The following is a 21,393-nucleotide window of genomic DNA, read 5'->3' on the forward strand; positions in this document are numbered from 1 at the left end:
CGATATGCACCGATCGGTTGTACGGGTCTATACCATTTACGCCCGTCTTGGCTAGAGCATCAGCGGGTCGGTGTTCCTACCCGCAAAGCGGCGCAGCACCGCGGGATAGAGACGGTGCTCCTGCACCAAGACCCGCGCCGCAAGCGTTTCGGGCGTGTCATCGGGATGAACGGCCACACGCGCCTGACCAAGCACAGGACCATCATCAAGCGCGGGCGTGACCAGATGCACGGTGCAGCCATGTTCGGTGTCTCCTGCTTCCAGCGCGCGGGCATGGGTGTGCAGCCCCTTGTATTTTGGCAGCAGCGACGGGTGGATGTTCAGCATCCGGCCTGCCCATGGCGCGACAAATCCTTCGGTCAGCACCCGCATGAACCCGGCAAGGCAAATAATGTCGAGCGCATGTGGTGCCAGCGCCTGTGTAATCGCCGTCTCAAAACTTGCGCGTTCCCTGCCATAGGGACGGTGATCGATGACTTCTGTTGCGATGCCTTGCGCGCGCGCCCACGCGATGCCCCCCGCATCCGCATTGTTCGAGACAACCACAGCGGGCCGTGCCGGATGATCGCCAGTCATATCGTTGACCAGCGCGCGCATGTTCGATCCGCCGCCCGAGACAAAAATGCCGACCCGTTTGGTCAAAGAAGCCGCCCGGAATAGGAAACGCCCTGCCCGGCTGTCACGGTGCCGATGCGCATGACACTTTGGCCTTCGGCCTCCAGCGCGGCGGTCACTGCGGTCTCTTGCGCCGCATCCACCACCACCGTCATGCCAATGCCCGCATTGAACGTCTTGAGCATTTCGGCCTCCGCGATGCCGCCTTGTGCCGCAAGCCAGCCAAAGACGGGCGGCAAGGTCCAGCTGTTCAGGTCAATCTCTGCGCCCAGCCCCTCGGGCAACACACGGGGCAGATTTTCGGTCAATCCACCGCCGGTGATATGCGCAAACCCGTGTACGCCGCCCGCCGCAATGGCTGCCAGTGCGGCTTTGACGTAAAGCCGCGTGGGCGTCAGCAACGCCGCGCCTAATGTACCCGCGCCCCACGGGCAGGCCGCGTCCCAATCAAGGCCCGAAGCCTCCACCACGCGGCGTACCAGCGAATACCCGTTCGAATGAACCCCGTCCGAGGCCAGTCCAAGGATTGCGTCGTCCGCAGCAACGCCATCAGGAAGCGCTGTGCCGCGCTCCATCGCGCCAACAGCGAAACCGGCAAGATCAAAATCTCCCGCCGGGTACATGCCCGGCATCTCTGCCGTTTCGCCACCCAACAGCGCACATCCCGACGCAACACAGCCCGCCGCAATGCCTTCGACAATGCGCGCCGCCTGTTCGACCTCCAGCTTGCCGGTGGCAAAATAGTCGAGGAAAAAGAGCGGTTCGGCACCCTGACACACAAGGTCATTTACGCACATAGCCACCAGATCAATGCCCACGCCGTCCACATGGCCCGTGTCGATGGCAATGCGCAGCTTGGTCCCGACGCCGTCCGTGGCCGCCACCAGAACCGGGTCGCTGAACCCGGTCGCTTTGAGGTCGAACAGGCCACCAAATCCCCCAAGTGCAGAAGCCACGCCAGACCGCTTTGTGCGCGCCGCCGCGGGTTTGATCCGCTCCACCAACGCATTGCCTGCGTCGATATCCACGCCCGCCTGGGCATATGTCAGCCCGTTCTTGCCATCCTGCGTCATTGCGCGCCCCTCGTAAAATGTTGCGCCCCCGTAGCAAGGCGGGCGCGCGGGGTCCAGTGCGCAGCCTAGCGGGCCGCCTTTTCCTGCCGTTTGAGCTCTTGCCGCTGGCCCAGTCCCATAAAGAACCGGGCGATCAAGACGTAGATGACAATGACCCCCACCATAATCGCCCCGAACACCGCCGGATTGAACGCAGAGATCATCGACAGGATCGACACGCCCGTCAGCACCCCCGCAAGGGCAAACAGACCAAAGCCGACCGCCACGTTGAGCAATATGCCCAGCACAGCCAGTTTCCACATCCGTCCGCTGGCCAGCGCTGTTCCGGTCGTCTTTGCATGATATGCGCCGATATAGAGCGCGGGCACAGCCGCCGTGACCGCCGCAACACCGGAATTCAGTGTGTAATCCGCAACCATCAGCAACACGATGTTCAACAGGTAGAGCGCGACAAGTGCGGCGGCGGTTGCAACGGCGTAGCGGCCCAAAAGGGCGAAATCGGTCATCGGGGTGGCCTGTCCTTGGTATGGCATCAACGTCCCAAGCCCTACCGCACAGAATGCGCGTTGCAAACCGCTCTCGCCCTCTTGACCCTTATCGCGCTGCCGCCTACCCATGCCCACATGGCGGGCCTGTAGCTCAATTGGTTAGAGCAGAGCGCTCATAACGCTTTGGTTGCGGGTTCAAGTCCTGCCGGGCCTACCATAACAAACTCAAATTCCCCCGCCGTCCCCGGTGGGACGGCACAAAGGGGCTTTCATGAAAATCGCGCTTGTGTTTTGTGGCCAACCCCGTGCTTGCAGGGAATCCTTTGACTATTTCGACCGCAATCTGTTGCAACACGAAGACGTGGATGTGTTTGGCGCATTCTGGCGCGCGCCTCAGAAACCAGACTTTGGCGATTGGACTTTTGATGATCTGCGCATGGTCGATCCCGCACCTTACGCGGCAGAACGCGCGGCGCTGCTGGAACGCTACACCCACGAACACAGTATTTTTCACCCATCCGAGAACGTGATTGCCATGTTTCAAGGGTTCGCGCTGTGCAACAAGTTTGAGTTTGATGAATATGACGTGGTGATCCGCGCCCGGACGGATTACGCACTGAACCGGCGGTTCGATTTCGAAGCACTGGATATGAACCAGTTGCATATTCCGAACGATGGAAAGGCTGTGGTGACGTTGACGCAAAACGATCAGTTCGGGTTTTCCAAGCCTGAGGTGATGCGCGTCTATTTCAACAGCTTAGACAGCCTGCCGTCGTTCATCGCCGAGAACCGCGTTCTCGTGGCCGAAGCGGTGCTGGATTATCACATGCTGCGCAACGGGTTTGATGCGTCAGACGTGCAGACCCATGATATGAACCTGCCCTTTGCCCCAAAAGGAATGGACAAGGCCTATCACAGCCTCATTCGGACGGATTACCACGACTGGCGCGGTGTCGATATCTCGAACCCAAAGCGTGGGAAGCTGCGCCGCTCTATCGCCAAGCGGGTTGCGAAACTGCGGCAGGTTCTGGTCTGGGAAAAGCCGCGCTGACGGCAAACGCCCCTTTACGCTTTGCGCACGTGCCAGCCGACTTTCATGGTCACCACGGTGTCGCCGTCGCCGTCACGGATGTCCACATCAATGTCAAAGGCGACCTTGCCCTCGTCCTTGAGCGTCTGAAGCAGCGTGGCACCGGGTGCGTCGGTGCGTGCATGTGCGGTTAGCGTGCCTTTGGCGATTTTCACGTAATAGATCGTCGCCCCCGACGCTACGGGCCGCACTTCGAGGATCACGGGCGCAAGCGCACCGGCAAGGGCCGCGCCTGATGCGGCCTCACCCAAGGTGAACATCGCGCCGGCGTGCTGGGTCTGGATGTGGTTCGACGTCTCTGTCCTTTGGTCCAGCGTCGCGGTCGCCGTGCCGTCGGCAATATCGCCCAGCACCACCCCCACATGATTGGCAAAGGGGATGACCGTGCTCAGATGTGTCCGGATCATGTCATAGGGGTTCATCGCGCGGGGCCTTTCGTCGGGAGATGTCGCGACGGATCAAGCCATGGTGCGCCTTACAATGGCAAGCGTGCCGCCACGGCACATGCTCAACGCGCGATCACAATGTCCGCGCGCAAACCGCCCAACCGCTCGCTCTGGCCCAGACGCAACACACCGCCATGCCCGCGCGCGATGTCCGTGGCGATGGCAAGGCCCAGACCGACGCCGCCGCCTTTGTCCTGATTGCGCGCCGGGTCAAGCCGGGTAAAGGGGCGCTGCGCATCCGCGCGCTGATCTTCCGGGATTCCGGGCCCATCATCCTCGACCCGGAACCGCAGGGATTTTTCCGTCAATGCCACCGAAAGCTCCACATTAGAACCGTAGCGAATGCCGTTGCTGATCAGATTGCTGAGCGCCCGGCGCATCGCGACAGGCCGCAACATCACCTCGCCCGCACCCTTGGTGCGTGCCATGCGCACAGGCTGACCCACACGCTGTGCGTCCTCCACCAGTGACTGCGCCAGCGCGATCGGGTCCACCACTTCGGGCTGCCCCTCGCCCTCCCCCTTGGAGAAATCGAGAAAGGCGTCGATCATGTTCTGCATGTCGTCCACCTCAGGCGTGATCATCTTGCGCGCCTCGTCATCCAGCATCGACAGGCTGAGGCGCATCCGGGTCAGCGGCGTGCGCAGATCATGGCTGACCCCCGACAACATCAAGGTCCGCGTTTCCATCTGCCGCTCGATCCGCGCTCGCATATCCACAAAGGCGGTGCCCGCAGCGCGCACTTCGGTCGCACCCGTGGGCGAGTATGGCATATGACGCCCACGCCCAAACGCTTCTGCCGCACGGGCCAGCCGCTTGATCGGGCGCAGCTGATTGCGCAGATAGATAAAGGCGATAAGCGTCGTCAGGATCGAAAAAAAGCCGAGGTAGACCAACAATTGATGCGGATTGCGCGCCGAAATGCGCCGCCGGTCAAAGGTGATCGAAATTGGCCCTGCATCACTGTCCAGCGCGATCCGCACGATCTTGTCCGCCGACAGGTCAAAGGACCTGATCTCGGGCACTTGCGTTCCCAACCTGCGGATGATCACACGGCCCGAGAAATCCTCCCAGCCGCGCAAGTTCGGGGCATCCAGCGCTTCGGGGGCGACGCTGCGCACCACCATGTTCAGCGGCGCGATCAGGCGGGCCACCGCGTCTTCGACGCTCTCGCCCGGCGCGCGCATCTCAAGCGCCGAAAGCACCAGTTCGATCTCGCGCGCGACCGTGTCGGACATCTGCTCGGTCACGTCTTCGAAATGGCGCTGCACAAAGACAATGGCGACCACCACCTGCACCACCACCACGGGCAGCAAAAGGATCAGCGCCGCCCGTCCATAGATGCCGCGCGGCATATAGCGTTTGAGCCAAGCAAAGAACATGCGCTAGACCCTAGCGACGCTTGAACCCGGACGAAAGGCTTGGCCGTGACCCCACCTGACGATTTCGATCCTGCGATCGGCATGGCCGAAATGCTTGAACCGGGGCTGCGTCGGATCGTGGCGCCCAACCCTTCGCCTATGACCTATCGCGGGACGAACACCTATGTGCTGGGCACGTCTGATCTGGCGGTGATTGATCCCGGCCCGCGCGATAAAGCGCATATGGACGTAATCATGTCCGCTGTCGCAGCGGGTCAGAAAATTTCCCACATCTTCGTGACGCACAGCCATCTGGATCACTCTCCGCTGGCGCGCGACCTGTCCAATGCGACCGGGGCACCCGTCTATGCGTTCGGGGATGCACGGGCCGGACGCAGCGCAGTGATGCAGGCGCTGGCCGCGACCGGCTATGGCGCGGGTGGCGAAGGCATTGATGCGGAATTCGCACCGGACAAGGCAGTCGCAGACGGTGAAACGATACGGGGCCGTGATTGGGCATTGGAGGTGATCCATACGCCCGGACATCTGGGCAATCACATCTGTCTGCGTTGGGGTGACGCCTGCCTTACAGCCGATCATGTGATGGGTTGGGCGTCGTCGCTGGTGTCGCCCCCAGACGGTGATCTGACGGATTTCATGGCGTCCTGCGCACGGTTGGCGGGCCATGACTGGCGCGTGTTTTACCCCGGCCACGGCGCACCGATCCATGACCCTAACGCCCGGTTGACCTGGCTGATCGAACACCGCCGCGCGCGGGAGGCTGCAATCCTGACAGCGCTTGCCGCAGGTCCGGCAACGGCGTCAGCGCTGGCGCAAGCCATCTACACGGATACGCCGCCAGCGCTGCTGCCCGCCGCAACCCGAAATGTGCTGGCGCATTTGATCGACCTGACGGGAAAATCGCGCGTCGCACCCACGGGCGACTTGGGCAACGACACCACGTTTTCGCTGGTGTAATCGCCCGGAAAATTTTTCCATATCCCTGCCCCAAACCCTCTGGACGCGCGGAATCGCTGTTGCTATACGGCGCAAACCGTTCCGGCGTAGCTCAGCGGTAGAGCAGTTGACTGTTAATCAATTGGTCGTAGGTTCGATCCCTACCGCCGGAGCCAAAACACCTAATTTATCAACGCCTTACCTGTCAATCAACGCCTTGTCTGCGGCGTTGGGAAACACGTTGGATATCAGTCCGGGTAACGCACAATCCGGCGTGGCTTGCGTTTGGTCTCGTGATTATCGGTCATGGATTCGGTCCGCCGGTGCATGTGTGTTGGTTCAGTCAACTGAACCGGCAGCACGGGTGTCCGCGCTCTCCAAACTGTCCGAACCGGGCATACCTGCTCTGGAGCGGTAGTGAAGCCAGCACAGATATCAAAGGTTGGAAAATCTCGTGCGCATATCTGCTGCGCACTCAGTATCGGGACTTTCTATACCGGGGCGCGTGTCGAGGTCTGAGATGCGGCCAAAGATCACATGAGGGCGGAAGATGCTTTGCCGCCCTAACCCAACCGATCCGTCGCGCATTCGCGTGGACGCTGCAAAGCGGCACCACATGAGTTCCAAAAACTCCAACCCAGAAAACCGGTTATCACCGTTGGCGCAGGCAGAGCACGGGCGTAACGCAGACCGGGACGACTTAGCGGTCAGACGAAAGATGTGTGTCGCCCAAGAGCATCGCCCCGGAAGGTGAAACCCAGCTTACAAATGCGGGCGGGCGGCTGCGTGCGACGCGCTGTCCTGCACCATGTTCCGGTTCTTTGACCCGTGGCGATGAACAAGTTTGTTGATCTTGCCGCGAAATGTCTGGCCAGCTTGCGCCGTCGGGTGCAGCGTCATCTGATCGGCGATGCCTGGGTGCAATGCCGCAATTTCCGCACGATCCTTCTGACTGAGCATATTGAGAGATTCGTCGCCCAGATACATGGTCTCGACAAAAGTGCCGTTCGCGACCACCAATTCATGGGTCCTGCACAAGATATGAACGTAAGTCACACCGGCGTCGGGGAGGTAGTGTTCGACGCCCGGGATGCCGAGCAGCTTCTTGGCCGGGACCATGATTTCAGATTGTCCGGTCATGCGCTCCACGATCTTCGAAGACACAAGCACACGGTGCTGAGGCGAGACGACGAGCGCATGGACGGGTGTACCCGCACCCAAAGCGCCTGCCGCGATCAGGATCGGTCGGGACTGAGGGTGGAGGGCGAGATGCTGGTAGTGCATCGTCCGCGATCCAACCCACACCACCTCTTGCAGACCGTTTTCACGGGTTTGAACCTTGTCACCCGGCCTGATATCCGCCGCCGCGCGTGCCCCTTGGCAGGTGTTGATCAGCGTCCCGGCGGCAAAGCACACATAGAGATCTTCGTATTGTGCCTGTGGCGTTCCGTCGGTGGAAGCAAGGGTATAGGTCTCTCCCTTGATGGGTTCAAAATCGAAGACGAAGGCTTCGATATCCGCAAGATCAGAGTTGTTTTTGGTAATGGCGTACATTTTTCCAACAGTGACGCCGTTGGAATCCTTTATGTTGTACGCGTATTCCGGGTTGACCCACGTTTCGTCGACATTGACACCGTCGATTTCCCCGAAAATCCGGTTGTTCGTGTTGCCGTGGTCGCCAAATTGACCGCTAAATGTGTCGGTGTCGCGGTAGGTGACCAAATCACCGCCACCGTTAAAGGTGAAGGTTTCCCCGACCGGCGTACTCGACGTGCCCGTCTGCGGAACGCCCGGAAATATATCGTTCCACGAGAACACAAGCAGTGTATAGTCTGTCATTAATCTACCCCTAATACCAATTACACCAACGCATGTGATGCGTGCTTTGGCGTAGAGGCCAAGCGTGAAGATCGAGTTTAGGTCCAATGATTGTCGCCCGCCGGGTGCCCGACGCCGCAGGGTTCCGGGCAGAGTTTTATGGAAATCCGAATTGTACCCGGCATCGGAAAAGGGCTGTTGGGGCCGACTGGCGTGCGCCCCACCGCCACAGATCATTGATCTGTATGGGGCTGATTGCAGCGGCTGTTTTTGGCGTTTAAGCGCAAAAAAGCATAGATATAGCAATCCAAAGGACCGCCTAAAATACAAGGCGGTTTTTGGCGGGTTACAATTGGGGGCAACAGGTCAGGCAAACACTGACGCTTAATAGGTTGCAATTATCTCTAAGCTGACATTCATTTCTGAACTTTGGCACCATCTTTGCATCCAACCAACGTCGTCAAACCAATCGCCACAGCCAATTCCCTCATGACGGCATGACCTGTGTCGCGGGCGCGGGCAGAGCGAACAGAGCGCCGGTATCAGCAACACCCACGCTAGGCATCACGAAACTGAAAGCGTAACGTTGTGGCCATGACATCCAATGACACTCCGCCCCCTTATGCCGCCCGGCTCAATGCGTTCAAGATCGGGGCGGCCGCCTATTGGCCAGGCAAGAACACTGTCACAACCGCTGATCTGCTGGGCCGCGCGGCGACAGCCGGTCTGACCGCAGCGGACCTGAACTACCCGGACCATTTTGTCGACGACACTCCGGCAGAGCTACAACAGGCGTTGCAGGACAATGGCATGGTGCTCAACGGGATGGCGATGCGATACTACACCAATCCCGGCTACAAACTCGGTGCATTCACGCACCCGGATGCAACCGTGCGGCGCGGCGCCATTGACGAGACCAAGCGGGGGCTGGATGTGCTGGCCCAAATGGGTGGTCGCCTGATGACCCTCTGGATGGGGCAGGACGGGTTCGATTACTCGTTCCAGATGGACTACGGTCAGGCATGGGATGCCACGCTGGATGCAATGGCCGAAGTCGCGGACCACAATCCCGAAATCGACATCGCCCTTGAATACAAACCCAATGAACCCCGCGCCTTTGCCCTGATGCCGGATGCGGCCACCACGCTGCTTGCCCTGCGCGAGGTAAACCGGCCCAATACGGGTGTGACGCTGGATTTTGCGCATGTTCTGTATGCGGATGAAATGCCCGCCTTTGCCGCGGCTCTGATTGCGCGGCATTCGCGCATCCTTGGGGTGCATCTGAACGACGGCTACGGCAAATGGGACAACGGGTTGATGGTGGGCGCAGTGCATCCGATCCAGACGGTTGAACTGTTGGTGGAACTGACGCGCTCGGGCTACGACGGAGCGATCTATTTCGATACGTTTCCCGACCATTCCGGCCTTGATCCCGTGGCCGAGGCGGAAACGAATATTCAGGTGGTGGATCGTCTGCGCGCCATTGCTGCACGCCTTGTCGGCAACCCTTATCTGGAACATGCCATCTCGCGGCAGGACGCACCCGCGGCCATGCGCATCGTACAGGCGGCGATGCTGGGATGACCATTTTGGTCGCAGGTTCGCTGCACCTTGACGTGGTGCTGCGCGCGCCGCACCTGCCCGCGCTGGATGAGACCGTGACCGGATCCGATGTGCAATATGTGGTTGGCGGCAAAGGGGGCAATCAGGCGATGGCGGCGGCGCGGATGGGGGCGCGTGTCGGATTTGCCGGGCGCGTTGGCAGCGACCAGTTCGGTGGCATGATACGCGCGGCGCTTGTGGCAAGCGGTGTGTCGGATGCGCAGGTGCAACAAGACAGCGGGGCCAGCGGCATGAGCGCTGCCATCGTTGAGGACGGCGGCGAATACGGGGCGGTCATCGTGTCGGCAGCCAATCTGCGGATCGAACCGGACCTGATCCGCATTCCCGCAGGCACGACGCATCTGCTGCTCCAGAACGAAGTGCCGGAGGCCGTGAACGTCGCCGTGGCGCGGCAGGCCCGCGCATCAGGGGCTCGTGTCTGGCTGAACGCGGCACCTGCCCGGACGCTATCGCCCGAACTGATGGACATGGTCGACCTGTTGATCGTGAACCGGATCGAGGCCGCGTTCTACGGCTCTTTCATGCCGCGTATCCTGACGACCTTGGGGGCCGATGGCGTGGCATACGGCGACAACACCTATCCGGCGCACCCCGTAGACGTCGTTTCGGCCCATGGCGCAGGCGATATGTTCGTGGGCGCGCTGGCGGCCCAATCGGCCCGTGGCACGCCAATACCGGAGGCCATCGCCTTTGCTCAGGCCGCTGCGGGCTTGCACGTGTCGACCCGTGTCGACGGGCGCAATGCGCTGACGGCGGCCCGCGTTCGTCAGTTCATGGCAGGTTCGCCCAGCCGGTAAAACGCGGTCGCTGTCCCGCCAAAGATCATGGCCCGTTCCGCATCGGACAGGTGTTCGGTCAGCGCCTGCGCCATGTTGTGCCAATCCGCGTAGTCCGCCTGCAACCGACACACGGGCCAGTCCGACCCCCACATCACCCGCTCCGCGCCAAATGCGTCGAGGACATGGCGGGCAAAGGGGCGGATATCGGCGACAGCCCAGCCGTCATCCGCCTCCGTGACCAAGGCGGAAAACTTGACGCAGCCCGCCGTTTGCTCTGCCAGCGCCGTGATGCCTGCCGCCCAATTGGTGAACGCATCCTCACCCGCCTGCTGATCGCGGATTTGCGGCTTCATGCAATGGTCATAGACAATGCGCAGCTCGGGATAGCGCTGCGCCAGTGTCAGAAAATTCGCGATATGCTGGGGGAACCCCAGCGCATCAAAGCTGAGGTCCAGATCAATGAGCGCCGAATAGGCCCATTGCACGTCGTCGCGCAGCATCCAATTGACGTCCGGAATGTCCTGTATCATGGGCCGCACGCCGCAGAATTTCGGATGCGCGGCAAGGCGGTCCAGATGCGCGCGGTGGTTTTTGTCTTCGAAATCCACCCATCCCACAACGCCCTTGATGGACGGCGTCGCATCCGCGAGGCCCAGCATATACTCCGTCTCGTGAACGCTTGCTGCGGCCTGCACCAAGACGGTGCCGTCAATCCCGTGGCGCGCCAGATGCGGCGCCAGATCACCGGGCCCGTAGACTCGGTTCAGCGTCGCATTGTCCTTGGGCATCCAGTCATAGTCGCCCCGCGCGGGCTGCCAGAAATGCTGGTGCGCATCGATTTTCATGTGGGCGCGTCCTGCCGCATCAACCCTTCGGATTTGAGGTCCGACCACAAGCCTTGAGGAATTTTGGCACGGGCTGCGGCGGCGTTACCCTCCATCTCTGACACGCCTTGACCGCCGGGGATCACCGTCACATGCGCCGGGTGCAGCAGCGGGAACTGGAACGCCGCGTCCACCAACCGCACGCCATGCGCGTCACAAACGCGCTCAATCGCGCTCACCCGGTCCAGCACCTCTTGCGGGGCCACGTCGTAATTGTACCACGCCCCCTGCCGCGCGCCGGTGGCCAGAATGCCCGAATTGTAAGGCCCGCCGCCCACAATCCCGATGCCACGCGCCTCACAAAGCGGCAAAAAGCTGTCGAGCGCGGTCTGCTCCAGCAGCGTGTAGCGCCCTGCCAGCAGGAACAGGTCAAAATCTCCCCGCTCGGCCAGCGTCTGGCACACTTCCCATTCGTTAATCCCGCCACCAATGGCCGTGATCAGCCCCTGATCGCGCAGGGACACCATCGCGTCATAGCCGCGCCCGCCAAAAAACTCCTCGATCCGCATGTCCGACATTTCCTTGGACCCGTGCGAAAAGATGCACAGATCATGGACATAGAGGATGTCGATCCGGTCCACGCCCAGCCGTGAAAACGAATGTTCGAACGACCGCATGACACCGTCATAGGTGTAGTCATACTGCTCGCGCCGCTGCGGCACCTCGAACCACTTGCCTTCGCCCGACCGGTGTTCGGGTGCGCAGTGCTGGATCAACCGCCCGACCTTGGTCGACAGCACGTAATCATCGCGGGGCTTATCGCGCAAAAACGGGTTGAGGCGGGTTTCGGACAGACCCAACCCGTACAGAGGCGCGGTATCGTAGTAACGCACCCCCTTGTCCCAAGCCGCATCAAGGGTTGCGCGTGCGTCCGCATCGCTGATCGCACGGTAGAGGTTGCCCAATGGTGCTGTGCCAAAGCCCAGTTCGGTGAATGTCAGCCCACCATTGCCAATCCGGTCCCAGTGTCGTGTTTTCAAATCCATGGCCGTCTCCCCGATGCGTCAGCTTTGACCTTAGCGCAGTTTCTTTTTGCCTGAACAGCCCGGCGTTCCTAATGTCGGCGGGGGAGGACAGCAGATGACAGAGAATTTTGCCCACGTCTTTGGGGCGGCCAAGCCGGTCATTGGCATGGTCCATATCGGCGCCCTGCCAGGCGCGCCGCTGCACGATGCGTCTTTGGATTTGCTGGCCGCCGCGCGCGCCGATCTGGTGGCATTGCAGGATGCAGGATTTGACGCGGTGATGTTCGGGAATGAAAACGACCGCCCCTACGAATTCAACGTGGACACTGCGTCTGTGGCGACGATGGCGCATTTGATCGGCCAATTGCGGTCGGAAATCACGGTGCCCTTTGGCGTCAACGTGTTGTGGGACCCGATGGCGACCGTGTCCCTTGGGGTGGCCACTGGTGCAGATTTTGTCCGCGAGATTTTCACGGGCAGCTATGCGTCGGACATGGGGCCGTGGACACCGGATGCGGGCAAGGCGATGCGCTACCGCAACCGGCTGGGGCGGCCCGACATGGCAATGTTGTATAATGTGTCGGCGGAGTTTGCGCATTCGCTCGACCAGCGCCCCCTGCCCGACCGGGCGCGCAGCGCAGTGTTTTCGTCCGTGCCGGACGCGGTACTCGTTTCGGGCCAGATCACCGGCGAGGCCGCCGCGATGTCCGATCTTGAGGCGGTCAAAGCCGTGTTGCCGGACACGGCGGTTATGGCCAACACCGGGGTGAAACACGATACGGTGGCGGATGTACTGGCTGTGGCCGATGGGTGCATCGTGGGGTCATCCCTCAAGGTGGACGGTGATACATGGAACGCGGTCGACCCCGAACGCGCCCGCGCCTTTATGGACCTTGTTCTGCAGGCTCGCGGATGAAGGCGCGTCTGAAAACCGATCTAATAGACCTTATGGTCGTGCCGGGGCTGTCAGGGCACGAGGACCGCGTGCGCCGTGCCATCCGCACCCGACTGGACGACATGGAGATCAACAGCACGACCGACCGCCTTGGCAACCTGACAGCGCATTTCCCGGGCACAGGTCCATCGGTCATGCTGTTTACTCACATGGATCAGCTGGGCTTTGTGGTGCGCCGCATCGAGGCGGACGGGCTGTTGCGGCTCGAGCGTCTGGGCGGAGTGCCCGAGCGCGCGCTGGCCGCCCAAGAGGTGCTTGTCTGCGTGGGCGAAGGGCGCGACGTTCCGGGCGTGATCGCCAACAAGAACCACCACGCAACGGCCCCGGATGAGAAATACACCGTCACCCCCTATCGTGATCTCTATGTAGATGTGGGCCTGCGGTCGGCGCAGGAGGTCGCGGGCGCTGGCATTCGCATCGGGGCGCCCGTTGTCTATGCACCACGTGCCGTTGCGCTTGCCAATGACCGGATTGCAGGCACCAGCGTCGACGACCGTGCGGGCTGCGCTGTCCTGCTGGAGGTCGCACGCCACCTCAAGGCACGGGAAACCGGCCCGCCGGTGCATCTGGCCTTTACCGTGCAGGAGGAATTCAACCTGCGTGGGGCCCTGCCCCTCGCCCAGACTATCGAGCCTGACATTGCCATTCAGATCGACCTGATGCTTGCCGCCGACACGCCGGATATGGGGGAGCATGGAGATATCGCATTGGGTGGCGGGCCGGGCATCAGCCTGTATTCGTTTCATGGGCGCGGCACTTTGAACGGGGTCATTCCACATCCGGCCATGGTCGATTTGTTCGAACAGACGGCGCACGCGGAGGCGATCCACCTGCAACGCAGCGCGCAGGTCGGTGTGCTGACGGACCTGTCTTATGTTCAGCTTGTGGGTCAGGGCGTTGCGTCTATCGATGTGGGCTTTCCCATGCGCTACGCGCACTCTGCCCGCGAAATGTGCGACTTGGGTGATTTGGTACACCTGACCCAATTGCTGACAGCGGCGCTGGCACGGATCGGGCCGGATTTTTCACTCGACAGGGATGATTACACCTGATGGCCTACACACTCGGGATCGACATCGGCACCTACGAAACCAAAGGCGTGCTGGTGGACGCGGCAGGTGCCGTTCACGCGCAAGCCTCCCGTGGTCACCAGATGCTGGTGCCGCAACCCGGCTGGGCCGAACACCGCCCCGAGGAAGACTGGTGGGGCGATTTTGTCTATGTCTGCCGCACGTTGTTGCGTGACAGCGGCGTGGACCCGGCTGACATCAAGGCCGTCGCGTGCAGCGCGATTGGTCCCTGCATGTTGCCGGTGGACGCGCAGGGCGCGCCGCTGATGAACGGCGTGCTTTATGGTGTGGATGGCCGGGCCGAGGCGGAAGTGCGCGCGCTCACCGACCGGATCGGCGAGGACACAATCATCGCGCGCTGTGGCAACGCGCTCACCTCGCAGTCGGTGGGTCCAAAAATCCTCTGGCTGAAACATAGTCACCCCGAGATCTATGCCAACACCGCTCATATCCTGACCTCCACCAGCTTTCTGGTGCAGCGCCTCACGGGTGAAGTGGTGATCGACCATTACACAGCGGCCAATTTTTCGCCGCTCTATGATGTCGAAACGCAGGATTGGATAGATGATCTTGCCGATGACATCCTGCCCCTCGACAAGCTGCCGCGCCTGATGTGGTCAAACGAGATTGCGGGACACGTCACCCGGGCCGCTGCCGAGGCAACGGGCCTTGTCCCCGGCACTCCGGTGACCGCGGGCACGATCGACGCCGCAGCAGAGGCGCTGTCAGTCGGAGTGGACCGCCCGGGCGATATGATGATGATGTACGGCTCAACCATCTTCATCATCCTGCGCGCGCAATCAAAGGTCACCGACCCGCGCATCTGGTATGCGCCATGGCTGTTTGCGGGGGAACATGCCTCCATGGCGGGGCTTGCGACCTCGGGCACCCTGACCCATTGGTTCCGCGATCAAGTGGCGCGCGATCTGGACCCCGCAGAGGCGTTTCCCGCCCTCGCAAACGAAGCCGCCGCATCGCCGCCCGGCGCCAATGGATTGCTGATGCTGCCCTATTTCTCGGGCGAACGGACGCCGATCCATAACATCCATGCCAAGGGCGCGCTCTTTGGATTGAACCTCACACACACGCGCGGCGACATGTACCGTGCCCTGATCGAAGGGATTGCCCACGGCACGCGCCACGTGACCGACACCTTCGCGGAACTGGGCCAGTCCCCGACCCGCCTGCTGGCCGTGGGTGGCGGCACCAAGAATGCGCTCTGGCTGCAAGCCACGTCCAATATCACCGGCATCGACCAGATCGTGTGCGAAAAGACCGTAGGCGCCAGCTATGGCGACGCGTTTCTGGCGGCGCTTGCCATCGGCACGGTCGAACGCCCCGAAATCAGCACATGGAACCCCGCCGCGCACAGCATCACGGCCACGCCGTCCGCATCCTATGACGCGGCGCATGACCTGTTTCTGCGGCTCTACGCCCAAACCAAGGACATCGCGCGCGCATTGGGCTGAAGGTCCCACTGGCGTGTATGGGGGCGGTTCAGCGACCAATGGCGCGTTTCGTCCACGATTTTGTCCTGCGACATATGGTGGCGGCTGCGCGCCTGCCCGTTTGCGATCTGGCTTGAATCCAGCGCCCCGACACACCATCCCGGGTCACACAGCACACGCCGCAGGTGTTCACAAAATTTTATTAGATTGCGTGGTTTAGTCCACAAAATGCGCTGTTTTTTGGTCATCCGCGCGTGCGGCGATCCTTACCCGTCGCAAGACCAAGGGATCGCGTTCCCCCCGCTGCGCGCCAAGGAGATCTGAAATGCCCGAGATGCTATGTCCAGTCCTGAGGCAATCGAACGGGTGGCATCTCGCATGGGTTGTGTGAAAGCGCGTTCGGATCATACTGTAGCGCGTAACAATTCGCATTTTAAGCACGAGGAAGTTGTATTGAGCTCGGCAACACGCGACGTTGATATCGACAATGCGCTGAAAAATTGTGCCGAGGAACCCGTTCACATTCCGGGACTGATTCAGTCGCACGGTGCAATCGTGGCTGTCGACAACGAAACACTGCGCCTGACCCACGCCAGCGAGAACCTCGAAGAAGTGACCGGCATCGCACTGAGCGACGCGTTGGGAAGCAGTATCTACGACGTTTTCCCCTCAGGGCTGCGGCACGACATGGTCAACAACCTGCTGCCCACCTACCTCAATCTCGACACGCGGCAGATCGACCCGTTTACACTCAACGGACACGCGTTGCTCGCGGGCAGTTCTCAGGCGGTCGGCAGCACGATTTTTGAGTTTGAACCCGCCGACATCCAAAGCAGCTTTACTGACAATGCCATGCAACAATTGGCCTTTTTGACACAGCAGCTGCACACGGTTCACGACGCGGACACCCTGTTTGCCAAAAGCGTGAAGCTGTTGCAGGTCTTTACCGGCTATCATCGCATCATGATCTACGCCTTTGACGGTGAGGGCAATGGCACTGTCTGCGCCGAGGCGCTCGCCGGGGGGCTGGAGTCACTGCTTGGACTCAATTTTCCGGCGTGGGATATTCCGTCACAAGCCCGCGAAATCATGAAGCGCACGCCCTTTCGTTACATCGCCGATGTGGACACGGCACCGGTGTCCGTCCTTGCCGCAGAGCAAGACAGCGCCCCGCTTGACATGACCCACTCGCATTTGCGCGGCGTGTCAGAAGTGCATCTTCAGTATCTGCGCAATATGGGGACCGCTGGGTCACTTACCCTGAACGTGGTTGCGGGCGACGCGCTCTGGGGCATGATTGCGCTGCATCACGAGACACCCCGCCTGCCCGACCAGCAAACCCGCGAGATTTGCAGAAATTTCGTGCGCTTCTTTGGGCTCAAGCTGGATTCGATCCTGCAACGCGAACGGTTGCAACGCCTGCACCGCGCCGATCAACTCAGCCGGGAGCTGACAGAGACGGCAGCCGCCGGCGACGCGGATATCCGGTTCAACACCAAACTGCTGGAAGGTCTGACAGACGCCATGCGAGCGGACGGGGCGATCCTGTCCAAAGACATGCAACTGCGGACCTGCGGACTGGTGCCCCCCGAGGCTGGCCTCCAGGCGCTGTTGAAATTGGGCCAGACTCTGGACGAGCCGCTGCATTCCTCCGCTCTGCAATCGCAACACCCGGAACTGGCCCGCGCCCTTGGCCCGGACATTGCCGGGCTGCACATGACGCCCATGCGGGGCGACAGCTTTGTCGCGTTCATTCGGCGTGACCGCGAGCGTCAGGTGACATGGGCCGGCGCGCCGACCAAAGACATCGAAGGCCAAGGCGCCAATGCGCGGCTCCGCCCCAGAGGGTCCTTTGAGACCTACAAGGAGACAGTGCGCGGCACGTCCACGCCATGGCAATCCGAGGATCATCAGGTGGCGCGCGACGTGTGGTCCATCCTGATCAACTCAGAACGCAATGCGCTGATCGAAAAGACCTCGCGCCAGCAAAAAATCCTGATCGACGAGTTGAACCACCGGGTGCGCAATATCCTGTCGCTGATCCGCTCCCTGTCGCGGCAATCGCAGCATAGCGCAGACAGTATCGAAGAATACGTCCAAACCCTCGAAGCCCGGATTGAGGCGGTCGCCACAGCGCATTCGCTGGCCGTCGAACAGCCCACAGCCTATGTCAGCATTCGCGATATTCTCGAATTGGAGGCGGAGGCGCACAGTGTCGCGCGCACACGCGTGACGATCACTGGCGAGGATATTGGGCTGAACCCGGAAATGGCTCCGATTTTTGCGCTGGTGATGCACGAGCTGATGACAAACGCGTCGAAATACGGCGCGCTGTCAGATGAACGCGGTCAGGTCGACATCCAACTGGATTTGGATGGTGAGGAACTGATTTTGTCCTGGCGTGAATCCGGCGGCCCAGAGGTCCATCCGCCCACCCGGCAGGGCTTTGGCACGAACCTTCTTCAGAATGCGGTGCGAAACGAACTGCGCGGCACCATCTCGCAGGATTTTGCCAAAGACGGCTTTACCGCGGCGCTCAGATTGCCGGGCGATATGCTCAGCACCATGCGGTATGTCGGGCTCACCAGCAGCAACCAATCCAAACGCAACATCACGCAATCGGACGGCACCACGGCGGCATCGACGCGGGCGGCCCAGACGTGTTTGCTTGTCGAAGACAGCTTTGTTGTGTCGCTCGATACCATGCAGGTCATGAATGCCGTCGGCTTTGACGAGGTGCATACCGCCATGACGATCAGCGACGCGCGCGAGGCTATCGCCCTTGCAAAGCCCGCGTTTGCGATCCTCGACGTCAACCTGTCCGCTGGGCAGACATCCTTTGGCGTTGCGCGCGATCTTAAGGAATTGGGTGTGCCCTTTGTCTTTGTCACCGGATATGGCAGCGAAGGCGTTCCCGCAGACTTATTCCCGGATGTACAGGTTCTGAAAAAGCCATTGCGCAGCGCATCACTGGAACAGGCGCTGCAGGCGCTGGGGCTATGATGCAGGCCGAGCGCATAAATGTCCGAAAACACCTCGCCCATGTGACCGATGATGTGCATCAGGCGCTGCACCATGACCCGTTGCTATCACGTCTGATGAACCCCGGCCTGACCGCCTCCGACTATGCGGATGCACTGGCGGTTTTCCACGGTCTCTACGCGGCGGTAGAGCGGGCGCGGACGCAGATGGACGTGTATCCGGAATTCTCTGTGCACCGAGAGTGCCATAGCTTGGAGCAGGACTTGCGGCACCGTGATGGGCCGTCCTTGGGTTCGCCGCGTTTCCGGCTGGGATGCGAACACGCCGTGCTGGGCGCGCTTTATGTGGCGCATGGCGCAGCGTTTGGCCGCAACAGCATGAGGTCGAACATCCTGCACGCCCTGCCCCAGCGCCGACACCATTTCGTGGGTCTGTCACCATCAGCCGATCTGTGGACGTCCCTCCTGAAAGAACTGGACATGCGCGGACAAGTGAGTGCTGATCTTGTCCGGATCGAACAGGGAGCGGACCGGACTTTTGCCTATGTGTCGCGGTTAAGCCGCAATATTGGACGGGCCTGACGCCAACAGCCAGCAAAGGGTTGTTACTTGACCGCCCCGGCTGCCATTCCCTTGATGATGTACTTTTCTAGGAAGATCGCCACGACAATCAGCGGCAGGATTGCAGCCGAGGACAGCGCCGCCATCGACCACCAATTGATGCCCTGCGAACCGGTTTGGCTCGCCACCATCACCGGAAGGGTCGTGGCATTCGTCGAACTGAGCAGAGCGGCAAAGAAATATTCGTTCCAGCACAGAACAAGGCTCAGGATGAATGCCGCGACCATCCCCGGCAGCGCGATGGGCAGCACAATCTGCAAAAACGCGCCCCAGATGCCCAAACCATCGACCAGTGCCGCCTCCTCCAATTCCACCGGAATGCCCTGAAACTGGTCCCGCATGATCCAGATGACGATGGGCAGCACCATCAGCGTATACAGCAGGATCAGGCCGATCTGACTGTCGAGCAAGTCCAGTGAGCGATAGAGCACGAGGAAAGGCAGGGCCAGCACCACGGGCGGCAGGATCATCTGGCTGAGGAAAAAGAACGAGATGTCCGAATTGCGCATGAACCCAAAACGGTAATTGAACCGCGACAACCCATAAGCGGCAAGTGAGCCCAAGATCACAGCCAGCAAAGAGGCCGATGTCGCAATAATCGTGCTGTTCCAAAACCGTTTCAGAAATTCCTCGCGCACGGTTGAAACCTCGCCAATAAGGCGTGGCGACAGGCCCAGCGACTCCCACCCTTTCCAGCGTGGCGTGTAATCGTACCACGGCACCATGTTGCCGCGCATCACGTCCGGGGCCAGTTTGAACGAGGTGGTGAGCGTCCAGTAGATCGGGAAAAGGCAGATGACCGCCCAAAGGATCAGCGCGCCGTAAATCGCGATCCGGCTGGCCCACCATTTGGTCTGCGCACCGCGGTCGCCCTCGTGATCCTTGAACACGGGCGTCATGCGGGCCGCTCCATCCAGCGGCTCACCAGTTTGAGCAGCAAGGTGACAAAAATGATGATCAGCACAAGATAGACCATCGCCAGCAGCGTCCCGTAGCCGACATTCGACCGGTCACGATATTCGCGAAAGATAAAGCTGGTGACGGAATCCGTTGCCCCACCCGGCCCGCCGGAGGTGACGTTGATGATGATATCGGCCAGCTTCAGTTTAAAGATGATGCGGATCACAATGGCCGTCAACGACACGGGCAACATCAACGGAAAGATCACCTCGCGGAAGCTTTGCCAACCGGTGGCGCCGTCGACCTTGGACGCCTCGATCACCTCACGTGGCAGCGCCTGCAATCCCGCCAGCAGCATGATCATCATGAACGGGATGAAGGTCCACGCGTCCATCGCCATGATCATGAAACGCGCAATCTCGGGACTGCCGAAAAAGCTGGGTTCGAACCCCAACTCGCGCACCACGCGGCTGATGGGGCCAAACCGGACCTCCAGCATGGATTTGCCAATCATCCACGACACAGCCACCGGGCTGAGCATCAGCGGCAACAGGAACACCACGCGAAAGAATTTGCGCGCTCGGATTTGCGCGTTCAGCAAAAGCGCAAGGCCAAAGGCAATCACATATTCCACGCTGACTGCGAGGACGTAATAGACCATGTTTTTCAGCGCGTTCCAGTAGAACTGATCGTTCCACATCTGTACCACGTTGTCCCAGCCATTGGGCTGCGGTCCGTTCACGGATGCAAGGTTCCAATCGGTGAACGAAATATACAGGGCAAAGAGCAGCGGAAACACCACAAGGCTGATCACAAAGAGCGCCGCGGGAAGGACAAACAGCGTCCGTTTGCCCGCCTCACCCCGCACCATCACCTGTGCCGCACACAGCGCCGTCGCCCAAAGCATGTAGGCATAAAGCACCGGTCGCCAGTTGCTGAACCCCGCATCAATGCGCCCGGTTTCATGGGCGAACTGCCAAACTGCGAGCGCAACACACAGCGCCGCCGCGCCCCAAACCATGAGTTTCCCCATACGCTTGCGGGTCTCCGAGATGTCGTCGGCCGTCACCGTATGAAGAAGGTCGCCTTCGGTCGTCATGGCGCGACGTTAACGAGGACGCAACCGGCTGTTAAGTACGAAAGTCAGAAACATGGCGCAGGCCGCAAGTTGCCCGCGATGTACGCCACGCCCGGCAATCAAACGCACTGAAGGGGCGCGGCGGCGAATGGGTCCTTGTCAGGGCACGTTCGGCGGATCAAAAGCCTGAAGATCACCAAAGGAAACAAACGTGAAACCCGAGATTGAATTTGCCCGGCTG

Annotated in this window: 19 protein-coding genes and 2 tRNA genes; 11 read left to right on the top strand and 10 right to left on the bottom strand. The window is 60.8% G+C overall.

Features of this window, described 5'->3' with window-relative positions; genetic code table 11:
- Nucleotides 1-51: 51 nt before the first annotated feature.
- The 3 genes from purN to Q1A85_RS06175 form a co-directional block, all read right to left on the bottom strand.
- Nucleotides 52-642, bottom strand: a complete 591-nt coding sequence (gene purN / locus Q1A85_RS06165; RefSeq protein WP_299686477.1) for a phosphoribosylglycinamide formyltransferase — start codon at nucleotides 640-642, stop codon at nucleotides 52-54.
- On the bottom strand, nucleotides 639-1,688 hold the full coding sequence (gene purM, locus Q1A85_RS06170) for a phosphoribosylformylglycinamidine cyclo-ligase (RefSeq protein WP_299686479.1): 1,050 nt from the start codon (nucleotides 1,686-1,688) through the stop codon (nucleotides 639-641). The genes purN and purM overlap by 4 nt, the downstream gene beginning before the upstream one ends.
- 65 nt (nucleotides 1,689-1,753) lie before the next feature.
- Complete coding sequence (locus Q1A85_RS06175; RefSeq protein WP_299686481.1) at nucleotides 1,754-2,194, bottom strand: ABZJ_00895 family protein; 441 nt, start codon at nucleotides 2,192-2,194, stop codon at nucleotides 1,754-1,756.
- Nucleotides 2,195-2,316: 122 nt separating this feature from the next.
- Between Q1A85_RS06175 and Q1A85_RS06180 the strand changes: the two genes are divergently transcribed.
- Both Q1A85_RS06180 and Q1A85_RS06185 read left to right on the top strand, forming a co-directional pair.
- A tRNA-Ile gene (locus Q1A85_RS06180) sits at nucleotides 2,317-2,393 on the top strand.
- A gap of 54 nt (nucleotides 2,394-2,447) precedes the next feature.
- Complete coding sequence (locus Q1A85_RS06185) at nucleotides 2,448-3,227, top strand: hypothetical protein (protein WP_299686483.1); 780 nt, start codon at nucleotides 2,448-2,450, stop codon at nucleotides 3,225-3,227.
- Between the two features lie 14 nt (nucleotides 3,228-3,241).
- Here the strand turns inward: Q1A85_RS06185 and Q1A85_RS06190 are convergent, their stop codons facing one another.
- Together Q1A85_RS06190 and Q1A85_RS06195 are read right to left on the bottom strand one after the other, a co-directional pair.
- The gene (locus Q1A85_RS06190) at nucleotides 3,242-3,688 is read right to left on the bottom strand and encodes a DUF4442 domain-containing protein (protein WP_299686485.1); all 447 of its coding nucleotides are present in this window, start codon (nucleotides 3,686-3,688) and stop codon (nucleotides 3,242-3,244) included.
- Between the two features lie 86 nt (nucleotides 3,689-3,774).
- The gene (locus tag Q1A85_RS06195; RefSeq protein WP_299686487.1) at nucleotides 3,775-5,094 is read right to left on the bottom strand and encodes an ATP-binding protein; all 1,320 of its coding nucleotides are present in this window, start codon (nucleotides 5,092-5,094) and stop codon (nucleotides 3,775-3,777) included.
- Between the two features lie 45 nt (nucleotides 5,095-5,139).
- On the opposite strand from Q1A85_RS06195, the gene Q1A85_RS06200 reads away from it, so the two are divergent.
- Together Q1A85_RS06200 and Q1A85_RS06205 are read left to right on the top strand one after the other, a co-directional pair.
- The gene (locus tag Q1A85_RS06200) at nucleotides 5,140-6,051 is read left to right on the top strand and encodes an MBL fold metallo-hydrolase (RefSeq protein ID WP_299686489.1); all 912 of its coding nucleotides are present in this window, start codon (nucleotides 5,140-5,142) and stop codon (nucleotides 6,049-6,051) included.
- Between the two features lie 80 nt (nucleotides 6,052-6,131).
- A tRNA-Asn gene (locus Q1A85_RS06205) sits at nucleotides 6,132-6,206 on the top strand.
- A gap of 586 nt (nucleotides 6,207-6,792) precedes the next feature.
- Here the strand turns inward: Q1A85_RS06205 and Q1A85_RS06210 are convergent.
- Complete coding sequence (locus tag Q1A85_RS06210; RefSeq protein WP_299686491.1) at nucleotides 6,793-7,848, bottom strand: Hint domain-containing protein; 1,056 nt, start codon at nucleotides 7,846-7,848, stop codon at nucleotides 6,793-6,795.
- Nucleotides 7,849-8,442: 594 nt separating this feature from the next.
- On the opposite strand from Q1A85_RS06210, the gene Q1A85_RS06215 reads away from it, so the two are divergent.
- Nucleotides 8,443-9,432, top strand: a complete 990-nt coding sequence (locus Q1A85_RS06215) for a sugar phosphate isomerase/epimerase family protein (RefSeq protein WP_299686493.1) — start codon at nucleotides 8,443-8,445, stop codon at nucleotides 9,430-9,432.
- Nucleotides 9,429-10,268, top strand: coding sequence for a PfkB family carbohydrate kinase (locus tag Q1A85_RS06220; protein ID WP_299686495.1), 840 nt, complete (start codon nucleotides 9,429-9,431; stop codon nucleotides 10,266-10,268). The genes Q1A85_RS06215 and Q1A85_RS06220 overlap by 4 nt, the downstream gene beginning before the upstream one ends.
- Here Q1A85_RS06220 and Q1A85_RS06225 read toward each other — a convergent pair.
- Both Q1A85_RS06225 and Q1A85_RS06230 read right to left on the bottom strand, forming a co-directional pair.
- Nucleotides 10,238-11,095, bottom strand: coding sequence for an amidohydrolase family protein (locus Q1A85_RS06225; protein ID WP_299686497.1), 858 nt, complete (start codon nucleotides 11,093-11,095; stop codon nucleotides 10,238-10,240). The two genes, Q1A85_RS06220 and Q1A85_RS06225, sit on opposite strands and share 31 nt — an antisense overlap.
- Nucleotides 11,092-12,120 (bottom strand): aldo/keto reductase, encoded by a 1,029-nt coding sequence (locus tag Q1A85_RS06230; protein ID WP_299686499.1) that lies wholly within the window; start codon nucleotides 12,118-12,120, stop codon nucleotides 11,092-11,094. Before Q1A85_RS06230 ends, Q1A85_RS06225 begins: the two co-directional genes overlap by 4 nt.
- Before the next feature lie 94 nt (nucleotides 12,121-12,214).
- Here Q1A85_RS06230 and Q1A85_RS06235 point away from each other — a divergent pair, with 94 nt between their 5' ends.
- From Q1A85_RS06235 to Q1A85_RS06255, 5 genes are all read left to right on the top strand, one after another.
- Entirely contained in the window at nucleotides 12,215-13,015 is an 801-nt protein-coding gene (locus tag Q1A85_RS06235) for a BtpA/SgcQ family protein (RefSeq protein ID WP_299686501.1), read from the top strand.
- A complete protein-coding gene (locus Q1A85_RS06240; RefSeq protein WP_299686503.1) occupies nucleotides 13,012-14,106 on the top strand; it encodes a M20/M25/M40 family metallo-hydrolase in 1,095 nt (364 codons plus the stop codon). The genes Q1A85_RS06235 and Q1A85_RS06240 overlap by 4 nt, the downstream gene beginning before the upstream one ends.
- Nucleotides 14,106-15,593 carry an FGGY-family carbohydrate kinase gene (locus tag Q1A85_RS06245; protein ID WP_299686505.1) on the top strand — a complete coding sequence of 496 codons (1,488 nt, stop codon included), beginning with the start codon at nucleotides 14,106-14,108 and terminating at the stop codon, nucleotides 15,591-15,593. Before Q1A85_RS06240 ends, Q1A85_RS06245 begins: the two co-directional genes overlap by 1 nt.
- Nucleotides 15,594-16,025: 432 nt before the next feature.
- The gene (locus Q1A85_RS06250; RefSeq protein ID WP_299686507.1) at nucleotides 16,026-18,575 is read left to right on the top strand and encodes an HWE histidine kinase domain-containing protein; all 2,550 of its coding nucleotides are present in this window, start codon (nucleotides 16,026-16,028) and stop codon (nucleotides 18,573-18,575) included.
- Nucleotides 18,572-19,135: a hypothetical protein gene (locus Q1A85_RS06255; protein WP_299686509.1), complete on the top strand. Its 564-nt coding sequence runs from the start codon at nucleotides 18,572-18,574 to the stop codon at nucleotides 19,133-19,135. Before Q1A85_RS06250 ends, Q1A85_RS06255 begins: the two co-directional genes overlap by 4 nt.
- Nucleotides 19,136-19,158: 23 nt before the next feature.
- Here Q1A85_RS06255 and Q1A85_RS06260 read toward each other — a convergent pair whose 3' ends face one another.
- Both Q1A85_RS06260 and Q1A85_RS06265 read right to left on the bottom strand, forming a co-directional pair.
- Nucleotides 19,159-20,073: a carbohydrate ABC transporter permease gene (locus tag Q1A85_RS06260; RefSeq protein WP_299686510.1), complete on the bottom strand. Its 915-nt coding sequence runs from the start codon at nucleotides 20,071-20,073 to the stop codon at nucleotides 19,159-19,161.
- Entirely contained in the window at nucleotides 20,070-21,173 is a 1,104-nt protein-coding gene (locus Q1A85_RS06265) for a sugar ABC transporter permease (protein WP_299686511.1), read from the bottom strand. The genes Q1A85_RS06260 and Q1A85_RS06265 overlap by 4 nt, the downstream gene beginning before the upstream one ends.
- Between the last annotated feature and the right edge of the window lie 220 nt (nucleotides 21,174-21,393).

It is taken from the genome of uncultured Tateyamaria sp. (genome assembly GCF_947503385.1).
In the GTDB taxonomy this organism is placed as follows: Bacteria; Pseudomonadota; Alphaproteobacteria; order Rhodobacterales; family Rhodobacteraceae; genus Tateyamaria.

Bases quoted from the DNA above. Each gene is read 5' to 3' on its own strand.
- Q1A85_RS06230 (WP_299686499.1), bottom strand. From the start codon at position 12,120: ATGGATTTGAAAACACGACACTGGGACCGGATTGGCAATGGTGGGCTG.
- Q1A85_RS06235 (WP_299686501.1), top strand. From the start codon at position 12,215: ATGACAGAGAATTTTGCCCACGTCTTTGGGGCGGCCAAGCCGGTCATT.
- Q1A85_RS06240 (WP_299686503.1), top strand. From the start codon at position 13,012: ATGAAGGCGCGTCTGAAAACCGATCTAATAGACCTTATGGTCGTGCCG.
- Q1A85_RS06175 (WP_299686481.1), bottom strand. From the start codon at position 2,194: ATGACCGATTTCGCCCTTTTGGGCCGCTACGCCGTTGCAACCGCCGCC.
- Q1A85_RS06260 (WP_299686510.1), bottom strand. From the start codon at position 20,073: ATGACGCCCGTGTTCAAGGATCACGAGGGCGACCGCGGTGCGCAGACC.
- Q1A85_RS06195 (WP_299686487.1), bottom strand. From the start codon at position 5,094: ATGTTCTTTGCTTGGCTCAAACGCTATATGCCGCGCGGCATCTATGGA.
- Q1A85_RS06220 (WP_299686495.1), top strand. From the start codon at position 9,429: ATGACCATTTTGGTCGCAGGTTCGCTGCACCTTGACGTGGTGCTGCGC.
- purM (WP_299686479.1), bottom strand. From the start codon at position 1,688: ATGACGCAGGATGGCAAGAACGGGCTGACATATGCCCAGGCGGGCGTG.
- Q1A85_RS06265 (WP_299686511.1), bottom strand. From the start codon at position 21,173: ATGACGACCGAAGGCGACCTTCTTCATACGGTGACGGCCGACGACATC.
- Q1A85_RS06255 (WP_299686509.1), top strand. From the start codon at position 18,572: ATGATGCAGGCCGAGCGCATAAATGTCCGAAAACACCTCGCCCATGTG.
- Q1A85_RS06190 (WP_299686485.1), bottom strand. From the start codon at position 3,688: ATGAACCCCTATGACATGATCCGGACACATCTGAGCACGGTCATCCCC.
- Q1A85_RS06225 (WP_299686497.1), bottom strand. From the start codon at position 11,095: ATGAAAATCGATGCGCACCAGCATTTCTGGCAGCCCGCGCGGGGCGAC.
- Q1A85_RS06245 (WP_299686505.1), top strand. From the start codon at position 14,106: ATGGCCTACACACTCGGGATCGACATCGGCACCTACGAAACCAAAGGC.
- Q1A85_RS06185 (WP_299686483.1), top strand. From the start codon at position 2,448: ATGAAAATCGCGCTTGTGTTTTGTGGCCAACCCCGTGCTTGCAGGGAA.
- Q1A85_RS06215 (WP_299686493.1), top strand. From the start codon at position 8,443: ATGACATCCAATGACACTCCGCCCCCTTATGCCGCCCGGCTCAATGCG.